Origin of the sequence: Tardiphaga sp. P9-11 (assembly GCF_008329525.1) — a bacterium.
In the GTDB taxonomy this organism is placed as follows: Bacteria; Pseudomonadota; Alphaproteobacteria; order Rhizobiales; family Xanthobacteraceae; genus Tardiphaga.
This window is the reverse complement of sequence record NZ_NPKQ01000004.1, coordinates 371,502-389,313: the sequence shown is the minus strand read 5'-3', so window position 1 is coordinate 389,313 and position 17,812 is coordinate 371,502. Positions and strand designations below refer to the sequence as shown.

14 protein-coding genes are annotated in these 17,812 nt (G+C 61.7%); 6 read left to right on the top strand and 8 right to left on the bottom strand.

The genetic code is table 11. The features are described from left to right. The first annotated feature begins 19 nt into the window (after nt 1–19). From CIW50_RS17225 to CIW50_RS17215, 3 genes are all read left to right on the top strand, one after another. Complete coding sequence (locus CIW50_RS17225; RefSeq protein ID WP_149532522.1) at nt 20–595, top strand: glutathione peroxidase; 576 nt, start codon at nt 20–22, stop codon at nt 593–595. 150 nt (nt 596–745) lie between these two features. Further along, complete coding sequence (locus CIW50_RS17220; protein WP_149532425.1) at nt 746–1,678, top strand: polysaccharide deacetylase family protein; 933 nt, start codon at nt 746–748, stop codon at nt 1,676–1,678. A gap of 70 nt (nt 1,679–1,748) precedes the next feature. Next, complete coding sequence (locus tag CIW50_RS17215; RefSeq protein WP_246664305.1) at nt 1,749–2,258, top strand: dihydrofolate reductase; 510 nt, start codon at nt 1,749–1,751, stop codon at nt 2,256–2,258. A 7-nt stretch (nt 2,259–2,265) separates the two neighbouring features. Here the strand turns inward: CIW50_RS17215 and CIW50_RS17210 are convergent, their stop codons facing one another. The 3 genes from CIW50_RS17210 to aspS all read right to left on the bottom strand — a co-directional run bounded on the left by CIW50_RS17210 (nt 2,266) and on the right by aspS (nt 7,066). Then, nucleotides 2,266–2,721 carry a DoxX family protein gene (locus CIW50_RS17210; protein ID WP_149532423.1) on the bottom strand — a complete coding sequence of 152 codons (456 nt, stop codon included), beginning with the start codon at nt 2,719–2,721 and terminating at the stop codon, nt 2,266–2,268. Between the two features lie 198 nt (nt 2,722–2,919). Then, nucleotides 2,920–5,229, bottom strand: coding sequence for an NADP-dependent malic enzyme (locus CIW50_RS17205; RefSeq protein WP_149532422.1), 2,310 nt, complete (start codon nt 5,227–5,229; stop codon nt 2,920–2,922). Between the two features lie 64 nt (nt 5,230–5,293). Then, nucleotides 5,294–7,066 (bottom strand): aspartate--tRNA ligase, encoded by a 1,773-nt coding sequence (gene aspS / locus CIW50_RS17200; protein WP_149532421.1) that lies wholly within the window; start codon nt 7,064–7,066, stop codon nt 5,294–5,296. Between the two features lie 507 nt (nt 7,067–7,573). Between aspS and CIW50_RS17195 the strand changes: the two genes are divergently transcribed. The 3 genes from CIW50_RS17195 (at nt 7,574) to rnd (ending at nt 12,029) form a co-directional block, all read left to right on the top strand. Further along, nucleotides 7,574–9,253: a methyl-accepting chemotaxis protein gene (locus tag CIW50_RS17195; protein WP_153280260.1), complete on the top strand. Its 1,680-nt coding sequence runs from the start codon at nt 7,574–7,576 to the stop codon at nt 9,251–9,253. Nucleotides 9,254–9,303: 50 nt separating this feature from the next. Beyond that, nucleotides 9,304–10,779: a protein adenylyltransferase SelO gene (locus CIW50_RS17190; protein ID WP_149532419.1), complete on the top strand. Its 1,476-nt coding sequence runs from the start codon at nt 9,304–9,306 to the stop codon at nt 10,777–10,779. A 101-nt stretch (nt 10,780–10,880) separates the two neighbouring features. Beyond that, complete coding sequence (gene rnd, locus CIW50_RS17185) at nt 10,881–12,029, top strand: ribonuclease D (RefSeq protein WP_149532418.1); 1,149 nt, start codon at nt 10,881–10,883, stop codon at nt 12,027–12,029. A 94-nt stretch (nt 12,030–12,123) separates the two neighbouring features. Here the strand turns inward: rnd and CIW50_RS17180 are convergent, their stop codons facing one another. The 5 genes from CIW50_RS17180 to CIW50_RS17160 form a co-directional block, all read right to left on the bottom strand. Next, nucleotides 12,124–12,417: a hypothetical protein gene (locus CIW50_RS17180; RefSeq protein WP_089263970.1), complete on the bottom strand. Its 294-nt coding sequence runs from the start codon at nt 12,415–12,417 to the stop codon at nt 12,124–12,126. A 132-nt stretch (nt 12,418–12,549) separates the two neighbouring features. Further along, complete coding sequence (gene ppx / locus CIW50_RS17175) at nt 12,550–14,055, bottom strand: exopolyphosphatase (RefSeq protein WP_149532417.1); 1,506 nt, start codon at nt 14,053–14,055, stop codon at nt 12,550–12,552. Between the two features lie 12 nt (nt 14,056–14,067). Further along, entirely contained in the window at nt 14,068–16,269 is a 2,202-nt protein-coding gene (locus CIW50_RS17170) for an RNA degradosome polyphosphate kinase (protein ID WP_149532416.1), read from the bottom strand. Nucleotides 16,270–16,423: 154 nt separating this feature from the next. Beyond that, the gene (locus CIW50_RS17165; protein WP_149532415.1) at nt 16,424–17,101 is read right to left on the bottom strand and encodes a P-loop NTPase family protein; all 678 of its coding nucleotides are present in this window, start codon (nt 17,099–17,101) and stop codon (nt 16,424–16,426) included. Between the two features lie 58 nt (nt 17,102–17,159). After that, on the bottom strand, nt 17,160–17,714 hold the full coding sequence (locus tag CIW50_RS17160) for a CDP-alcohol phosphatidyltransferase family protein (RefSeq protein WP_149532414.1): 555 nt from the start codon (nt 17,712–17,714) through the stop codon (nt 17,160–17,162). Nucleotides 17,715–17,812 lie beyond the last annotated feature (98 nt).

Below are 17,812 nucleotides of genomic sequence, written 5' to 3'. Positions count from 1 at the left end.
CTGGACTACGACGATGGCGATGATCGATCGCAGGCAAATACTGACAACGATACTCGGCGCAGCAGCTGTCGCTGCATTGCCACGTCGGGCATCGGCGCAAGGCGCCGTAAGCCGCATGACCGCCTATGGCTTCTCGTTTCCCGGCCTCAAAGGCGGCGACATAAAACTTACCGATTACGCGGGGCGCCCGATCATGGTGGTCAACACCGCATCGCAATGCGGCTTCACGCCACAATATGCCGGGCTGCAAACGCTGTGGACCGAGTTCCGCGAGCGTGGGTTGATGATCATCGGCGTGCCTTCCAACGACTTTGGTGGGCAGGAGCCGGGCGGCGCAAAGGAGATCGCCGACATTACCGAGGGACATTTCGGTATCGGCTTCCCGATAGCCGCCAAGACCGTCGTGAAGGGACCGAACGCGCATCCGTTTTACAAATGGGCGGCAGAGGCACGGCCGCGCGACCTGCCGCGCTGGAATTTTCATAAATATCTGGTTGGCCGCGATGGCTACCTCACCGACTCCTTTGCCTCCGAATTCGAACCGACCGATACACGCATCAAGACCGCCGTCGGACGCGCCCTTACCGCCGCTTGAGCGGTTCAATGTCGATCCCGGCGCTGACTGGGGATAAAGGCCGTTGCCATAGCGGTACCGCCTGAAATCGCGCTAGAATTGTGGTCACAACCATCTGGATCAGCCCGGCTACCTCGCTGACGACGTTGGTCGCAGGTCAAGGGGAACGAGATGCGCAGTGCGGCAGGTCTGATTTTTGCGAGCGCGGTTTCATTGTGGGCAGCAAGCGCACAGGCGCAGGCGCCCAAGGCCGCTGTTGGAGCCCCGGCGGCAATACCCGCGCCGGCCCCCGCGGCCGCGCCTGTTCCCGCCAAATCCACCTGCGCCAATCCCGATGCACTCGGCATCAGCCGCACTGTCGAGATCGACACGACGGGTGGTCCAGGCTTCGGCTTCGAGCATTTCAAACAGCTCGACTTCCTGCGTGACAAGGAAGTGGTGCTGACCTTCGACGACGGCCCATGGCCGGTAAACACGCCTGCAGTGCTGAAAGCGTTGGCCGACGAATGCACCAAGGGCGTGTTCTTCCCGATCGGCAAGCATGCGACCTACCATCCGGAAATCCTCAAGCAGGTCGCGGCCGCCGGCCATACCGTCGGTGGACACACTTGGGCCCATATCGCGCTGACCAGCAAGAAGCTGACCGAGCAGCAGCGCATCGATGAAATCGAAAAGGGCTTCAGCGCCGTGAAATGGGCGCTCGGCAGTGCACCTGCACCGTTCTTCCGCGCGCCGGCGCTGCAGCATCCGCCGGAAATCGTGACCTATCTCGGCACCCGTAACATGGCGATCTTCTCCTGCGACATCGACTCCTTCGACTTCAAGACGCGCAAGTCCGAACAGGTCATCACCAATGTGATGACCAAGCTCGACAAGCTCGGCAAGGGCATCATCCTGATGCACGACTTCCAGAAGCACACCGCCGAGGCGCTGCCGACCCTGCTGCGCAAGCTCAAGGCCGGTGGCTACAAGGTCGTGCATATGCGCGCCAAGGCCCCCGTCCAAACCATCGCCTCCTATGACGAAGCCATCGTCAAGGACGCCAAGCTGCCGACCGTGAGCTCACGCCCTGTCAACAGCGTCGTTCAGACGGTCGCGGAATAATCAGGATTCGTCTGCACCTCCAATGCCCGCATTTCGATTCAACGGTTACGTCATTGTCTCGGCGGACGGCATGCTCGCCGACGCCAGCGGGGTGATGCCCGATACCCTCAAATTTCCCGGCGACCTCGCCTTTTTCACCGCCGGTCTCGACCGCGCCGACCTTATCGTACACGGGAAACATTCATTCGAGGATCAGCCAAACTCACCAAAGCGGAAGCGCATCATCGTCAGCCGCAGCATCGCTGCTGTAGAGCCCGATCCCACGAACAACAAAGCCACGCTGTGGAATCCAGTCGGTGCATCCTTCGAAGACGCTTGCGCACACGCGAACATTCATGCCGGTACCGTCGCCATCATCGGCGGCCCCAGCGTGTTCGAGATGTTCTTTGACCGTATCGACGTATTCTGGTTGTCGCAGGCCCCGCATGTCCGCCTGCCCGGCGGCGAAGGATGTTTCCCTGGCGTCCCCGAACGATCGCCGCAGGACATTCTCTCCGGTCACGGCCTGCAAGCGAGCGAGGTTCAGATCCTCGACGCCGCACATGAAGTCACAGTAACGGCCTGGCGGCGAGTAACCTGAACGAGGACTACACTTCGTTGTAGCCACCCGGCAGCCGCGCGCTGCGGCCGATACCGGCGATCATGAAGAGGCCACCGATCAGCGACAGGTTCTTCAGCGCGTGGATCATCTGGTTCTTGGCCTCAGGACCGGTCAGGTTCCAGAAGTCGTGGAAGTAGAACGTCGCGGCCATCACGAACAGCACCAGCACCAGGGCGAAGAAGCGCGCGCCCAGGTTCAGCGCGACGAAGATACCGCCAATCAGTTCCAGTGTTGCAATGGCGATCGCGAGAATCTGTTTCAATTCCATGCCCGCCAACCCCTCGAGCTGCGTCGCATAGGGCGTCACCATCGCGGGGATCGTCGGGATAACCTTGTTCGCGATCGCATCTGCCGTTGCGCTGAGGTCGAGAAACTTGGATGCCCCGGACGCAATGAAGATCACGGCAAAGAGAATGCGCCCGAAAGTAATAAACGCTGGCATTGGTCGGCCTCGCTGGACTGCAATGAATACTTGTCGAAATACGTGACGAGTATGATCATTCCACCACATTTTTCAAACGAACAAATGGATGACCTCGTTGGCGTCATCCATTTGTCGCGATGCTTTTCAGATCGGCGAACTATCCAAAAGCGCAATGGCCGGGTAAGCATCCAGCCAGCGCGAGGCTGACTGAACGCGCTAGCCGAACAGGCTCGCCTGCGGACGCCCTGCCCGCTCCTGCGCTTCAACGGCGGCCACGGCTGTCATGTTGAGGATACCACGCGCTGTCACCCCCGGCGTCAGGATATGCGCCGGACGCGCCGGGCCGATCAGGATCGGGCCGACCGGGAGCGCATCGCCCAGCGTCTTGATCATCTGATAGGCGACATTGGCGGCATCGAGCGTCGGCATGATGAGGACATTCGCCGAGCCTTCGAGCTTCGAATGCGGGAGCACGATCTTGCGGGCCGCTTCCGACAGCGCGGTGTCGCCCTGCATTTCGCCATCGGACTCGATTTCCGGATGCTTCTCACGCAGCAATGCCGCGGCGCGGCGCATCTTGCGCGAAGAGTCCGTGTCGTAGCTGCCGAAGTCAGAATGCGACACGAAAGCGATCTTCGGCTTCATGGCGAAGCGTTGCACGTGGTTCGCAGCGAGCGCCGCGATTTCCGCGAGTTCTTCCGCGCTCGGATTCGGTCGCACCTGCGTATCGGCGATGAAATGCGCACCCTTGCTGGTGATCATCAGCGACAGCGCTGCAAAATCGCTGACGCCCGGCAGGAAGCCGACGATCTCGCGCACATGGCGCAGATGGCTCATGTAGCGGCCTTCGACGCCGCAGATCATGGCATCCGCCTCGCCGCGGATCACGGCGAGCGCGGCGATCACCGTCGCATTGGTGCGGACGACCGTGCGTGCCGCATCCGGCGTCACGCCGCGACGGCCGGCGACATCGATATAGGACTGCACGTAGGAACGATAGCGCGGATCGTCCTCAGGATTGATGAGGTCAAAATCCTGCCCTGGCTTGATCGACAGGCCAAAGCGCTTGATGCGCGCTTCCACGACCGACGGGCGACCAACGAGAATCGGGCGCGCCAGCTTCTCCTCCAGCACGACCTGCACGGCGCGCAACACGCGCTCGTCTTCGCCTTCGGCATAGATCACGCGCACCGGCTGGGTCTTTGCCTTCGCAAAGACCGGCTTCATCACCAGACCGGAGCGGAATGCGAAACGCTCGAGACCTGCGGTGTATTCCTCGAAATTGGCGATCGGGCGCGAGGCCACGCCGGATTCCATCGCCGCTTTGGCGACCGCAGGCGCGATACGAAGGATCAGACGCGGATCGAACGGGCTCGGGATCAGCGAGCCCGGGCCGAAACCTTGGGTCTCGTTGTCGAAGCCGGCGGTCACAGCATCCGACGGCGGGTCTTGCGCAAGCTGCGCGATGGCATCGACGGCAGCGATCTTCATCGCCTCATTGATCGCCGTCGCCCCGCAATCGAGTGCGCCGCGGAAGATGAACGGGAAACAGAGGACGTTGTTGACCTGGTTCGGAAAGTCCGACCGGCCGGTGCAGATCATCGCGTCCGGGCGCGCCTTGCGCGCTTCGTCCGGCATGATCTCCGGCGTCGGATTGGCCAGTGCCATCACCAGCGGCTTGTCAGCCATCGCCTTGACCATCTCGGGCTTCAGCACTCCCGGAGCTGAGACGCCCAGGAAAATATCGGCGCCGGCGATGACATCGCCCAGCACGCGCGCATCAGTCTTCTGCGCATAGACCGCCTTCCAGCGATCCATCAGCGTGTTGCGGCCTTCATGCACGACACCGTCGATATCGCAGACCCAGATGTTCTTTTTCTGCGCGCCGAGCGACACCAGAAGATTGAGACAGGCGATCGCTGCAGCGCCAGCACCAGAGCAGACGATCTTGACGTTCTTGATATCCTTGCCGTTCAGCAGCAACGCATTCTTGATTGCGGCGCCAACGATGATGGCCGTGCCATGCTGGTCGTCGTGGAACACCGGGATCTTCATGCGCTCCTTGAGTTGCGCCTCAATCTCGAAACACTCCGGACCCTTGATGTCCTCAAGGTTGATGCCACCGAAGGTCGGCTCCAGCGCCGAGACGACCTCGACCACGCGCTCGATGGTGTCGGCGGCGATTTCGATGTCAAACACATCAATGCCGGCGAATTTCTTGAACAGGACCGCCTTGCCTTCCATCACCGGCTTCGAGGCCAGCGGTCCGATATTGCCGAGACCAAGCACGGCCGTGCCGTTGGAGACGACAGCCACGAGATTGGCGCGTGAGGTCAGCGACGCCGCTTCATTGGGGTCGGCAGCAATCGCGAGACACGGCGCCGCCACGCCCGGCGAATAGGCCAGCGCCAGATCGCGCTGGTTAGCGAGCGGCTTGGTGGCCTGGATTTCGAGCTTACCCGGCCTGGGAAGGCGATGATAGGCAAGCGCCGCGCGCGAGAGATCGTCAGAAGATGAAGAAGACATACGTGCTCCCGCGCGTCATAAAACAAGAGTTAGGTAGAAGAGCGTTTCTTGTTGGTTTTATAGATCACTTGTCTTGCAGATTGAGACGGATATGCGCTTCACGCAACTGCTTCGGCGAAGCCTCTGACGGAGCGCCCATCAACAAATCTTCAGCACGCTGGTTCATCGGGAAGAGCGAGATTTCGCGCAGGTTGTTGGTGCCGCAGAGCAGCATCACGATGCGATCGACGCCCGCCGCCATGCCACCATGCGGAGGCGCACCGTACTGGAAAGCGCGATACATGCCGCCGAAGCGCTCGACCACCGTCTCCTCGCCATAGCCGGCGATCTCGAACGCCTTCACCATCGCTTCGGGCTTGTGGTTGCGAATGCCACCCGAGGCGATCTCGTAGCCGTTGCAGGTGATGTCGTACTGGAACGCCTTGATGGTCAGCGGATCCTGCCCGACCAGCGCATCCATGCCGCCCTGCGGCATCGAGAACGGGTTGTGCGAGAAGTCGACCTTCTTGTCGTCCTCGTTGTATTCGTACATCGGGAAATCGACGATCCAGGCCAGCGCAAAGCGCTCCTTGTCGATCAGGTTCAATTCCTCGCCGACCTTGGTGCGTGCGAGCCCGGCGAACTTGTAGAACTTCTCGGGATCACCCGCGACGAAGAACGCCGCATCGCCGGCCTTCAGGCCGAGCTGCTGACGGATCGCTTCGGTACGCTCCGGTCCAATGTTGTTGGCCAAGGGACCAGCGCCCTCGCCGCCCTCGCGCCACATGATGTAACCAAGGCCCGGCTGGCCTTCGCCCTGCGCCCAGGAATTCATGCGATCGCAGAATGCACGGCTGCCGCCACCGGGGCCGGGGATCGCCCAGACCTGGTTCTTGTCGTCTTCGAGCATGCGCGCGAACACCTTGAAGCCGGAGCCGCGGAAGTGCTCTGCCGTGTTCTGCATCTCGATCGGATTGCGGAGGTCCGGCTTGTCGGTGCCGTATTTGCGGAGCGACTCCGCATAAGGGATCTTCGGCCAGTCCTTGTTGACCGGCTTGCCCTTGGCAAACTCCTCGAACACCCCCGTGATGACAGGCTGCACGGCCGCGAACACATCTTCCTGCTCGACGAAGCTCATTTCGAGATCGAGCTGATAGAACTCGCCCGGCAGACGATCGGCGCGCGGATCTTCGTCGCGGAAACAGGGCGCGATCTGGAAATAGCGGTCGAAGCCCGACATCATCAGCAGTTGCTTGTACTGCTGCGGCGCCTGCGGCAGCGCGTAGAACTTGCCGGGATGGATGCGCGACGGCACCAGGAAGTCGCGCGCGCCTTCAGGCGACGACGCGGTGAGGATCGGTGTCTGGAATTCGAAGAAGCCCTGCTCCTTCATCCGCTTGCGCATCGAATCGACGATGGCGCCGCGGGTCATGATGTTCTGGTGCAGCTTCTCGCGACGCAGGTCGAGGAAGCGGTACTTCAGCCGGATGTCTTCCGGATAGTCCTGATCGCCGAACACCGGCAGCGGCAGTTCGGCCGCGGGGCCAAGCACCTCGATGGCATCGATATAGATCTCGACATCGCCAGTCGGCAGCTCGGCATTCTCGGTGCCACCGGGACGGCGACGCACCTTGCCGTCGATCTTCACGACCCATTCGGAACGCAGCGTCTCGGCGACCTTGAAAGCCGGCGAGTCCGGGTCGGCGACGCATTGGGTCAAGCCGTAATGGTCGCGCAAATCGATGAAGAGCACACCGCCATGGTCGCGGATACGATGGCACCACCCCGACAGGCGAACGGTCTGGTCGATATGGCTGTCGCGGAGCGCGCCGCAGGTGTGAGACCGGTAGCGATGCATGGGTATCCTGGAAATACGTCAGAGGGCGGAATCGGGTTCGCGATCAAGCGCGAAGCGCAGGGTTTACCCGACCGTACCCGACGCGGCAACCAAAGCTCGGCGATCAGATCGCCCGAATTTGCGACCCGCCACTGCGTCATCGGCGGGGGCCAGACGAGAAATTTGAGATCCTCATTTCGAATCGCAATCAGGCGATAAGAAAATCTCCCGCAATGCGGGAACTGCATGATTGTACAAGAAATAATCATCTACCTGAGATCGCATACGACGGGTAACCAAGTGTGCGCCGTCGGTATTTCAGCACCAAACTCAATCACTTAAGGTGGTATTTGTTGCAAAATTTACTGAACGTTGACGACCGCCCTTCACTGTCGTGTCGTGAACCCTGCTCGTTTTGAAGGCAGGCCCTTCAACTGGAAATTGCCGCTTGCAGCCCAGCCGCAACCCAAGGCAGCCACCATTTAGGCTGACCGGCGTCGCAGCCTTAGAACCACCGAGGATATGTTCGTGCTCGCCAGATATTCGATCAGCACCAAGCTCTTTGTCATTGTCGCCTTTCTCTTCGTCGTGATTGCAGGCATCGGCACCCTCGCATTCATGCAGATGCGAGCCATCAACGCAGCAACCCAGGACATCCAGACGCAATGGCTCCCGAGTGTCCGCTGGATCGGCGAGATGCGCGTCCAGTCGGCGCGGTACCGCGCTGTGCTGCGCGACCACCTGATCGTGGCCGATGCTGACCGTCCGGATGTCGACAAGAATCTCGCCGCCCGCAAGTCGGATTTCGACAAGGCCGCGAAGGCTTACGCCCCGCTGGTATCGTCGCCGGCCGAACGCGAACTGGCCGACAAGCTTAATGCGGAATGGAAGGCCTTCATCGCCGCGGGCAACGACGTCCAGGCCCTCGCCAACAAGGGCGACGTGGCGGCAGCCAAAGAGATCAACGCCAAGAAGGTGGTTCCGACCGGCCGCACTATGGACGGCACGCTGGCGAAGCTCGTCGAGTTGAACGACAAGGGCGCCGAAGCTGCCGGCCACAACGCCAACGCCACCTATTCCGGCGCCATCTGGATGATGATCGCTATCCTCGGCACATCCGTCGTCCTCGGCCTCGGCGCTGCCGTGTATCTGGTGCGCGACATCTCAGGCGGCATCGCCTCGATCCTGAAGCCGATGGGCCAACTGACCGATGGCCAGCTGGAGGCCGTTATCCCGCATCAGGGCGAGAGCACCGAGATCGGACGCATCGCCAGTGCGTTGCAGATATTCAAGGACGCCCTCATCGCCAAGCGTGCGGCAGATCAGGCAGCCGGCGCCGAAGCCGCCATCAAGGCTGCGCGTGCGGAAACGATCACGAAGGCAACCAGCAACTTCGAGTCGATGATCAGCGAACTGGTTAGTTCGCTGTCTTCCGCCTCGACCGAACTCGAAGCCTCTGCCACCACACTGACCCGTACGTCGGATATCACCATGAGCCTCTCCGGTTCGGCCGCATCCGCATCGCACGTCGTGTCGAACAACGTGCAGTCGGTGGCTGCCGCAACGGAAGAGATCACGTCCTCAGTCAATGAAATCGGCCGCCAGGTCCATGAGTCCAACCGCATCGCCTCGACCGCCGTGCTGCAGGCCGAGAAGACCAATGAGAGCATCGCCAAGCTCTCGCAGGCCACCGCACGCATCGATGACGTCGTGAAGCTCATCACCGCCGTTGCCGAACAGACCAACCTGCTCGCGCTCAATGCCACCATCGAAGCAGCGCGTGCCGGTGAAGCCGGTCGTGGCTTCGCCGTTGTCGCCGCCGAGGTGAAGGCGCTGGCGTCGCAGACCGCGAAGGCCACCGACGAAATCAGCATGCAGATCGCCGGCATGCAGGCGGCCAGCGCGGAGACCGTCGAGACCATCAAGGAGATCGGTTCGACGATCACGTTGATCTCAGAGGTCTCGTCGGCCATCGCAGCGGCCGTCGAAGAACAGGGAGCCGCGACGCAGGAAATCGCGCGCAACGTCCAGCAGTCGGCCCAGCTCTCGACCCAGGTTGCGAGTGAAGTCACCGAGGTCAATCGCGGCGCCAGCGAGACCGGTTCCGCATCAACTCAGGTGTTGGCCGCAGCGCAGTCGCTGTCGCTCGAGAGCAATCGCCTGAAGGGCGAAGTCGACCGGTTCCTCGACACGGTTCGTGCCGCCTGAGGTCACTTTCAGCGGTTGCCTAACACGTCATGGCCCCCCATCTTGGGGCCATGACAGTCCACTTTCCGTTCGACAACAGCTATGCCGCCCTGCCAGCGAATTTCTTTGCCCGCGTCGCGCCGACGCCGGTGGCGGCGCCGCGGCTGATCAAGCTAAACCGCGCACTGGCCGACCAACTCCGCATCGATTCCGATTGGCTGGCCAGTCCCGAGGGTGTCGAGGTCCTTGCCGGCAAGCGTGTGCCGGATGGCGCGGATCCCCTGGCGATGGCCTATGCCGGACATCAGTTCGGACATTTCGTGGCCCAGCTCGGCGATGGTCGCGCGATCCTGCTTGGCGAGGTCATCGACCGCAACGGCGTACGCCGCGACATCCAGCTCAAAGGCTCCGGTCCGACACCATTCTCGCGCCGTGGCGATGGCCGCGCTGCGCTTGGTCCGGTGATCCGGGAATACATCGTCAGCGAAGCCATGGCGGCCTTGGGCATTCCGACCACGCGCTCCCTCGCCGCAGTCGTTACCGGCGAACGGGTTCAGCGCGAGACAATGCTGCCCGGCGCCGTACTGACGCGCGTGGCTTCGAGCCATATCCGGGTCGGCACGTTTCAGTTTTTCGCCGCACGCGAGGATATCGCCGGGGTGAAACAACTCGCCGATCATGTGATCGCCCGGCACTATCCCGACGCAGCCAAAGTCGAACATCCCATTCGCGCGCTGCTCGATGCGGTGATCCGTCGTCAGGCCGAACTTGTCGCACGCTGGCTGCATGTCGGCTTCATCCACGGCGTGATGAACACCGACAACTGCTCGGTATCCGGTGAGACCATCGATTACGGCCCCTGCGCCTTCATGGACGCCTACGATCCCGCGACAGTGTACAGCTCAATCGACGAGATGGGCCGCTACGCCTATGCGAACCAGCCGCGCATCGCGCTGTGGAATCTGACGCGCTTCGCCGAGACGCTGCTGCCTCTGATCGACAGCGACGAGAAGACCGCCATCGAGATCGCGCAGGCCGCATTGGGCGAATTCTCCGATATTTTCGACACGGCCTATCAGGCCGGTCTGCGTCGGAAGCTCGGGCTGCTCACCAGTCAGCCGGATGATGCTGCATTGGCGCAGGATCTGCTGACCGCCATGACCGCCAATCAGGCCGATTTCACCCTGACCTTCCGCCGCCTCGGCGCCGCCGCGGTTGACGCAGACAACGACGAAGCCGTGCGCGGCCTGTTCATCGATCCGACGGCGTTCGATGCCTGGGCGGTGAACTGGCGGCAGCGACTCGGCCAGGAGTCGCAGGACGCGGACACCCGCTATCAGGCCATGCAGACCATCAATCCAGCCTTCATTCCCCGCAATCATCGCGTCGAGGCGGTGATCCAGGCGGCGCTGGCCGACGACTACGCGCCGTTCGAGAAATTGCTGGCCGTGCTGGCGAAACCCTATGAAGATCAACCGGAGATGGCGGAGTACGCCGAGCCGCCGGAGCCGGATCAGCGTGTATTGAAGACCTTTTGCGGCACCTAAACACCCTCATTCTGCCGGAGCAGACCTCCAGTCTGCCCGAAACACCTTGACTCAACAGGTTTTTCGGCCGAACGCCTTGGCTAAAGCGTTATGGACCGTCCATGGAACTGATCACCACCACTGCCCAGCTGACCGCCGCCTGCGAGCGTCTCGCCAAGCACCCTGTCATTACCGTCGATACGGAATTCCTCCGCGAGACCACCTATTACCCGCTGCTCTGCGTGGTTCAGATGGCCAGCGCGGAAGATGCCGTGGTGGTGGACACGCTGGCCGAGGGCATCGACCTCGCGTCGTTCTTCGCGCTGATGGCCAACGAGGCCGTGCTGAAGGTCTTCCATGCTGCACGGCAGGACATCGAAATCATCGTGCACCGCGCCGGCGTGGTTCCCCATCCGATCTTCGACACCCAGGTCGCGGCCATGGTGCTCGGCTATGGCGACAGCATTGCTTACGACCAGCTCGTCGAGCGGGTCACCGGCCATCGCCCCGACAAGACCCACCGTTTCACCGACTGGTCGCGCCGCCCGCTGACCGAAGAGCAGCTGCATTACGCCGTCTCGGACGTCACCCATCTGCGCGATGTGTTCGCGGCACTGGATGCCGATCTGAAGAAGCGCGGGCGTAGCGACTGGGTCAGCGAGGAGATGGAAGTTCTCACCTCGCCCAAGACCTACGATTTCCATCCCGAGCGCGCCTGGGAGCGGCTGAAGACCCGCGTCCGCAAGCCGAAGGAGCTCGCGGTGCTCATGGAAGTCGCCGCGTGGCGTGAACAGGAAGCCCAGAGCCGCGACGTGCCGCGCTCGCGCGTGCTCAAGGACGATGCGGTCGGCGACATCGCGACCCACGCGCCGACTTCGCTGGAGAAGCTTGCCAATTTGCGCTCGCTGCCGAAGGGCTTTGATCGCTCCAAGTGGGGCAGCGACATTGTCGCCGCCGTCCAGCGCGGCGTCGCCCGCGACCCCAACACGTTACCAAAGATCGAGAAGCCGCGCGGCAATTCCAACGGTGCCGCCACCGTCGAACTGCTGAAGGTGTTGCTGCGGATGACCTCTGAACGTCACGCCGTCGCCAGCAAGGTCATCGCCACCGTCGATGATCTCGAACAGATCGCCACCGACGACAATGCCGATGTCGGCGCCCTGCACGGCTGGCGCCGCGAGCTGTTCGGCGAAGCCGCGCTCGCGCTCAAACACGGCCGTCTCGCTTTGGCGATGGAAAAAGGCCGGGTGATCCGGGTCGACCGCGCGTAGGCTGCGTCGTCCAAAGTAGCGTTCTAATTGCCTGTCGCGAACAGCAGGACGGGGCGTACCATACCTCGCCCTGCGAGACGCAATGATGATCGCTTTACGCCGCCGATCTGTTCTTGATGGCTCCGACGATTGCCGTCAGCACCGCACCCGCGACACCGCCTCCGGCCACCTGACCTATCAGCGAACCGATATCGGTGGTCGCCGATGCGTTTGAAAGCATAGGAATCAGCATTCCGAGAATTTGACCGCCAACGCCGCCACCTATTGCACCTGCGATCGTGTTGCCGATTGTACCAAGATCGACAGACTTCGATGCACCGCCGGCAACATTTCCGCCAATCGCGCCGCCAATCAGTTGAACGATAAGGTTGATCAGAAGGGCTGACATTTCGACTCTCCCGGTCCGGAAATCGTATGTACTTGCCGCGTGGACCAAAACGGCCGCACGGGAAAATAGTATACGCACGGAAACCGAGAGTCACGCCGCGCTGCAATCAGTAGTAACATTCGGAATGAGCAGTTATCGCCTGACGATCGAACCTGACTTCCCGACCAATCGCGCGAGCTGCTTGAAGCGGCTGCCGACCCGGTCGGCAACGAGATCGACCATGCGATGCTCGAAGACGAGCATCATCTTGCGATCCTTGGTGGCGAAATGCGTGGCGGGCAGTACGCCCGGCCGCGCCGCCGAAATGAGATGCGCGACCCTGAACAGCGCACCGAGCAAACGGGCGCGTTCGACCTGTGCCGGCGAGACAAGCGCGCGGACCAGCTCCGGCGGCTCGTTCTCGGCGCCGAATCCTGCGTAGCGGTAGTACACACAGAGCGCGAGGAACGCGCGACCGTGATGATCGACCGAGCCGAAATTTCCGTTCGTGATCAGACTGAGCGTCTGCTCGCCGCGATGATCCGGATGGACGCGCCAGCCGATATCGGACAACAGACACGCCACGCGGCGTAACCGACGATCCTCGTCGGTCTCTTTGAGCTTGGCGACACGGGCGAACCGATCACTCCAGTCACTCAGCTCCTGCGCGTGGCGGGCCGAACGCGACAGCAACTCGTTCATGGTCTGCGCGGCGCCGACCAGGCCATCTTGCATGCGCTGCGCTTGCGGCAGCATTTCGTACAGCAGGCCTTCACGGACGCCATAGGTCGAGAACACGATGGTTTTCGGCTTGGCAGTACGAATGACATATTCAAGCACGAGCGCAGCGTAGACCAGCAGCGGCTGGCGCTGTTCGGCGATGGATTCGATATTGGCAAGAATGTTGGCTGTTGCGAGCCGGCGCAAGCGGCGCACGAAATCGAGCGCCTCGTTGGCCGGGATCGAATAGCCGTGCATCACTCGTAGCGGGTAGCCGCTCTGGATGATGTGCAGCCGCGCCAATGCACGCCAGGTGCCGCCGACCGCATAAAAATTGCGACCCACACCCGCCTTGAGCTGCGCGACGTCGGCCAGCGCCAGCTTGACGATGCGTTCTGCCTTTTTCGGTGATTTCTGTGAGGCGTCCTGCAATGCGAGACTACCGAGCGGCAGCGTCACACCCTGCCGGACAGCATTGCCTTTGACATCGATTAGTTCGAGCGAACCGCCCCCGAGATCGCCAACCAGACCATCCGGCTTATGCACGCCCGAAATCACACCCAACGCCGAGAGCTTCGCCTCCCGCGGCCCCGATATGATCTGGATCTCGCAACCGCAGATTTTCTCGGCTGCCGCGATGAAGGCGGGGCCGTTGCTCGCATCACGCGCCGCGGCGGTCGCGATCGCATAGACCCGGCCGACTTTCATGACCTTGCACAGCGCATGGAAGCGCCGAAGTGCCGTCAGTGCCTTGTCGACGGCGTCCTTGGCCAGCAGCCCCGTGCTCTGCACTTCTCGGCCGAGACCGCACAGCGCCTTTTCATTGAAGAGCGTGACGAGGCTTCGCGTCAGCGACTCGTAAACAACGAGACGCACCGAGTTGGAACCAATATCGATGACGGCGACGCTGGTCGCGCGTTGATTGGCACGCGCTACCACGCAGCTGGTTCCTTACGAGGATTGGTGACGTTCCGAACGGCGGGTGAGCCGGCGCGGGGATGATTTCTCAAGCGACTTTCCACGGCCAGACAGACTCGGATTCGTCATGAAGTAATTGTGCACATTGAAGGGTTCCTCGCCCTTCGCTGCCTTCATACGCGTTGACGACCCATCCGGCAACAATTGCCAGCTCTGTTCGGTGTCCTTGAGATTTGCCACCATGATCTGCTCGAGCACCTGGGTATGCACCGTGGGGTTCTGCAGCGGGCACAGAACCTCGACGCGGCGATCCAGATTGCGCGGCATCATGTCAGCCGACGAGATATATACCGCCGCCTTCGGGCTTGGCAGGCCATTGCCCATGCCGAAGCAGTAAATTCGACCGTGTTCGAGGAAGCGGCCGATGATCGACTTGACGCGGATATTCTCGGACAGGCCGGGCACTCCGGGCCGCAAGCAGCAGATACCACGCACGACCAGTTCGACAGAAACGCCGGCATTCGATGCTTCATAGAGCGCATCGATAATTTCCGGATCGACCAGCGAATTCATCTTGAGCCAGATCGCGCCGGGCTTGCCGTTGCGGGCAAACGCCGCCTCACCGCGGATGTGTTCGAGCATGCGTCTGCGCAAGGTCAGCGGCGACACGGCCATCTTCTCGATGTCGCTGGGCTCGGCATAGCCGGTGATGTAGTTGAAGACGCGCGCAGCATCGCGACCGATGATCGGATCGGATGTGAAATATGACAGATCGGTGTAGATGCGCGCTGTGACCGGATGATAGTTGCCGGTGCCGGTGTGGACATAGGTCGTGAGCGAACCGCCCTCGCGGCGCACCACCAGCGACAGCTTGGCGTGGGTCTTCAATTCCAGGAAGCCATAGACCACCTGGACACCGGCACGTTCGAGATCGCGAGCCCAGCGGATATTGGCCTCTTCGTCGAACCGCGCACGTAGCTCGACCAGCGCCGTCACCGACTTTCCGGCTTCGGCAGCCTCGACCAGCGTGCGGACGATCGGCGAGTTGTTGGAGGTGCGATACAGCGTCTGCTTGATCGCCACGACATCCGGATCGCGCGCGGCCTGCTGCAGGAACTGCACGACGACGTCGAAAGACTCGTAGGGGTGATGGACGACCAGGTCCTTCTGGCGGATCGCGGCGAAGATATCGCCGCCATGGTCGCGGACTCGCTCGGGGTGTCGTGGCACGTAAGGCACGAATTCGAGATCAGGTCGATCAAGGCGTGTCAGCTGCGAGACCTCGTTCATGGCGAGAATGCCATCGACGAGCAGGATTTCGTCGTCAGAGGTTGCCAGCGCGCGCTGCACAAAGGCACGGAGTTCTGCCGGCATGCTGGCCTCGATTTCGAGGCGGATCACCGACCCTCTGCGGCGACGCTTCAGCGCGGTCTCGAACAAGCGGACCAGATCCTCGGCCTCTTCTTCGACTTCCAACTCGCTGTCGCGGATGATGCGGAAGGCACCCTGCCCCTGCACGGTGTAGCCCGGGAACAGCCGGGCGATGAACAGGCCGGTGGCCTGTTCCAAAGTGATCAGGCGGACCGCGCCGTCCTTGCCGGGGGTCGGCAGACGGATGAAGCGATCTATCTTGCCGGGCATGCGGATCAGCGCGTTCATCATCTTGCCGTCGGACACCCGCGAGAGATGCAGCGCGATGGTGAAGCCTAGGCTTGGAATGAACGGGAATGGATGCGCCGGATCGATCGCCAGCGGCGTCAACAGCGGGAAAATGTTGTGGAGGAAATGATCTTCGATCCAGGTCCGGTCGGCCTTGCTGACCTCCTTGCCGTCGAGCAGCACGATGCCGACATCGGCCAGCATACCGCGCTGGTCACGCCAGATCGCCTGCTGATCGGACCCAAGCTTGGAGACCGCGCTGTTGATCAACACCAGCTGCTCAGCCGGGGTTAGCCCGTCCGGACTGCGCTCCGTGATTCCCTCGCGGACCTGCGCCTTGATACCCGCAACGCGGACCATGAAGAATTCATCAAGGTTGTTTGCGGAAATCGACAGGAAGCGAACGCGCTCCAGCGCCGGGTGCCCCAGATTGACGGACTCTTCGAGGACACGACGATTGAAGTGCAGCCAGGACAGCTCGCGATTAATGAAGCGCTCGGGACCTGATGCTACCACCTCCGCAGGTTTCGCTTCGCCCTTTTTCTCTTCAATAACAATCTCTTCCGCGGAGTCCATGAGACAGCAATCCATCCAGTTCAAGCAGCGCTATAGTGCCGGCAAATCACAGCGGACATTGCGTCAGTTACGTGACACTTCAATGACATTGAGGAACCTGCCCATCGCGCCGTCAAGGCACAGTTTGATGCGCCTCTTGGGCTCAGAGGCTAAGTCAGGCGTCGCGCAGGAGTTCCGCGGCCAATGCGCGGGTCACCGGGCGCCCAAGCCGGAGCGCCTCGCTATCCAGCAGTTCCACCGTCTGGCGGGCGGCGGCGAATGACCGCTCGATACGACTGGCGATATAGCTGACCACGCTCTCATCGATGCTGAGCTGGCGGTCAGCGCAGAATTTGACGATCAGCGCTCGAAACAGCCCGTCATCAGGCGGCATCAAATTGACCACCGGGATTGCTCGGAGCCGCGACCGTAGATCGCGCAATTCGACCTCCATCGCGGCCGGGGCGACCCGTGCCGTGATCAGCACATAGGCGTTGTCCTGACGTGCCAGGTTGAGAAGGTGGAACATCGCCCGCTCATCGAAGGCACCGGCGTTAAGATCCTCGACCACCAGCGCGTTGGTCACCAGTTCGGCGGGGACCGTCGCGGCGCCAAGACTGCGGGCCATGGTGGAGCGCGCCCCGGCCTCCTCGGCCCAGATCGCCGCCAGATGGCTCTTGCCGGAGCCCTCGGGGCCCTCCAGCAGCATCACCCGGTTCGGCCAGTCCGGCCAGCAGTCAATCAGTCCCAGCGCCTTGGCATTGGCTGGACCCTCAAGGAAATTGTCGCGGGACAGACTCTCCGCATGGGGCAGCGCGAACGCCAATTGACGGGGTTGGACGCGGGCGACCACGCAAATACTCCTGCCGGCTCGGCCGGCGAACGTTACGAATACAAGTTACTTGTACTGGTTACCTGGACTCTTGGCCGGGTTCGATGGTGCTCATGTGACGCATCCACTCGACGAGATAGAAGGACACCGAGAGCAACGTCAAGATGGTCACAAAACCCATTAAAATCAAATCGTAAGGCGAAGATCTGAAACCAAATCCGAGGGCAGCAAGGACCAAGGCCGCGAAGGCCACCTGCGCCACCGTATTGAGCTTCGATACCATCAGCGGCTTCATCGGAATCGGCTTGCCGAACAACCACGACACAATGACGGCGCCGACGATCATGATATCCCGCGACACCACGAGAATCACGATCCAACGTGGAACTGCCCCCCATATCCCCAGGGAGACATAGATCGAGACCAGCAGTGCCTTGTCGGCCAAGGGGTCCAGCAGCGCACCGAGTTCGCTGGCCATGTTGAAACGCTTGGCGAGAAAGCCGTCCACGGCATCGCTGACCCCCGCAATCACGAAGATTGCAAAGGCGATTTCCATCTGGTTCGAGGCAATCGCCCAGACGATCACGGGCACCAGCAGGATGCGCCCAAGGGTGATTAAATTGGGGATACTCACGCGGCGCTTCCCGGCTCCGGCCTGTTTCGCAATCCGAGCCGAAAGATCGGAGCTGGGGCTCCAACCGGCTTACCGCCTACATAGTAATCGGGATAGCG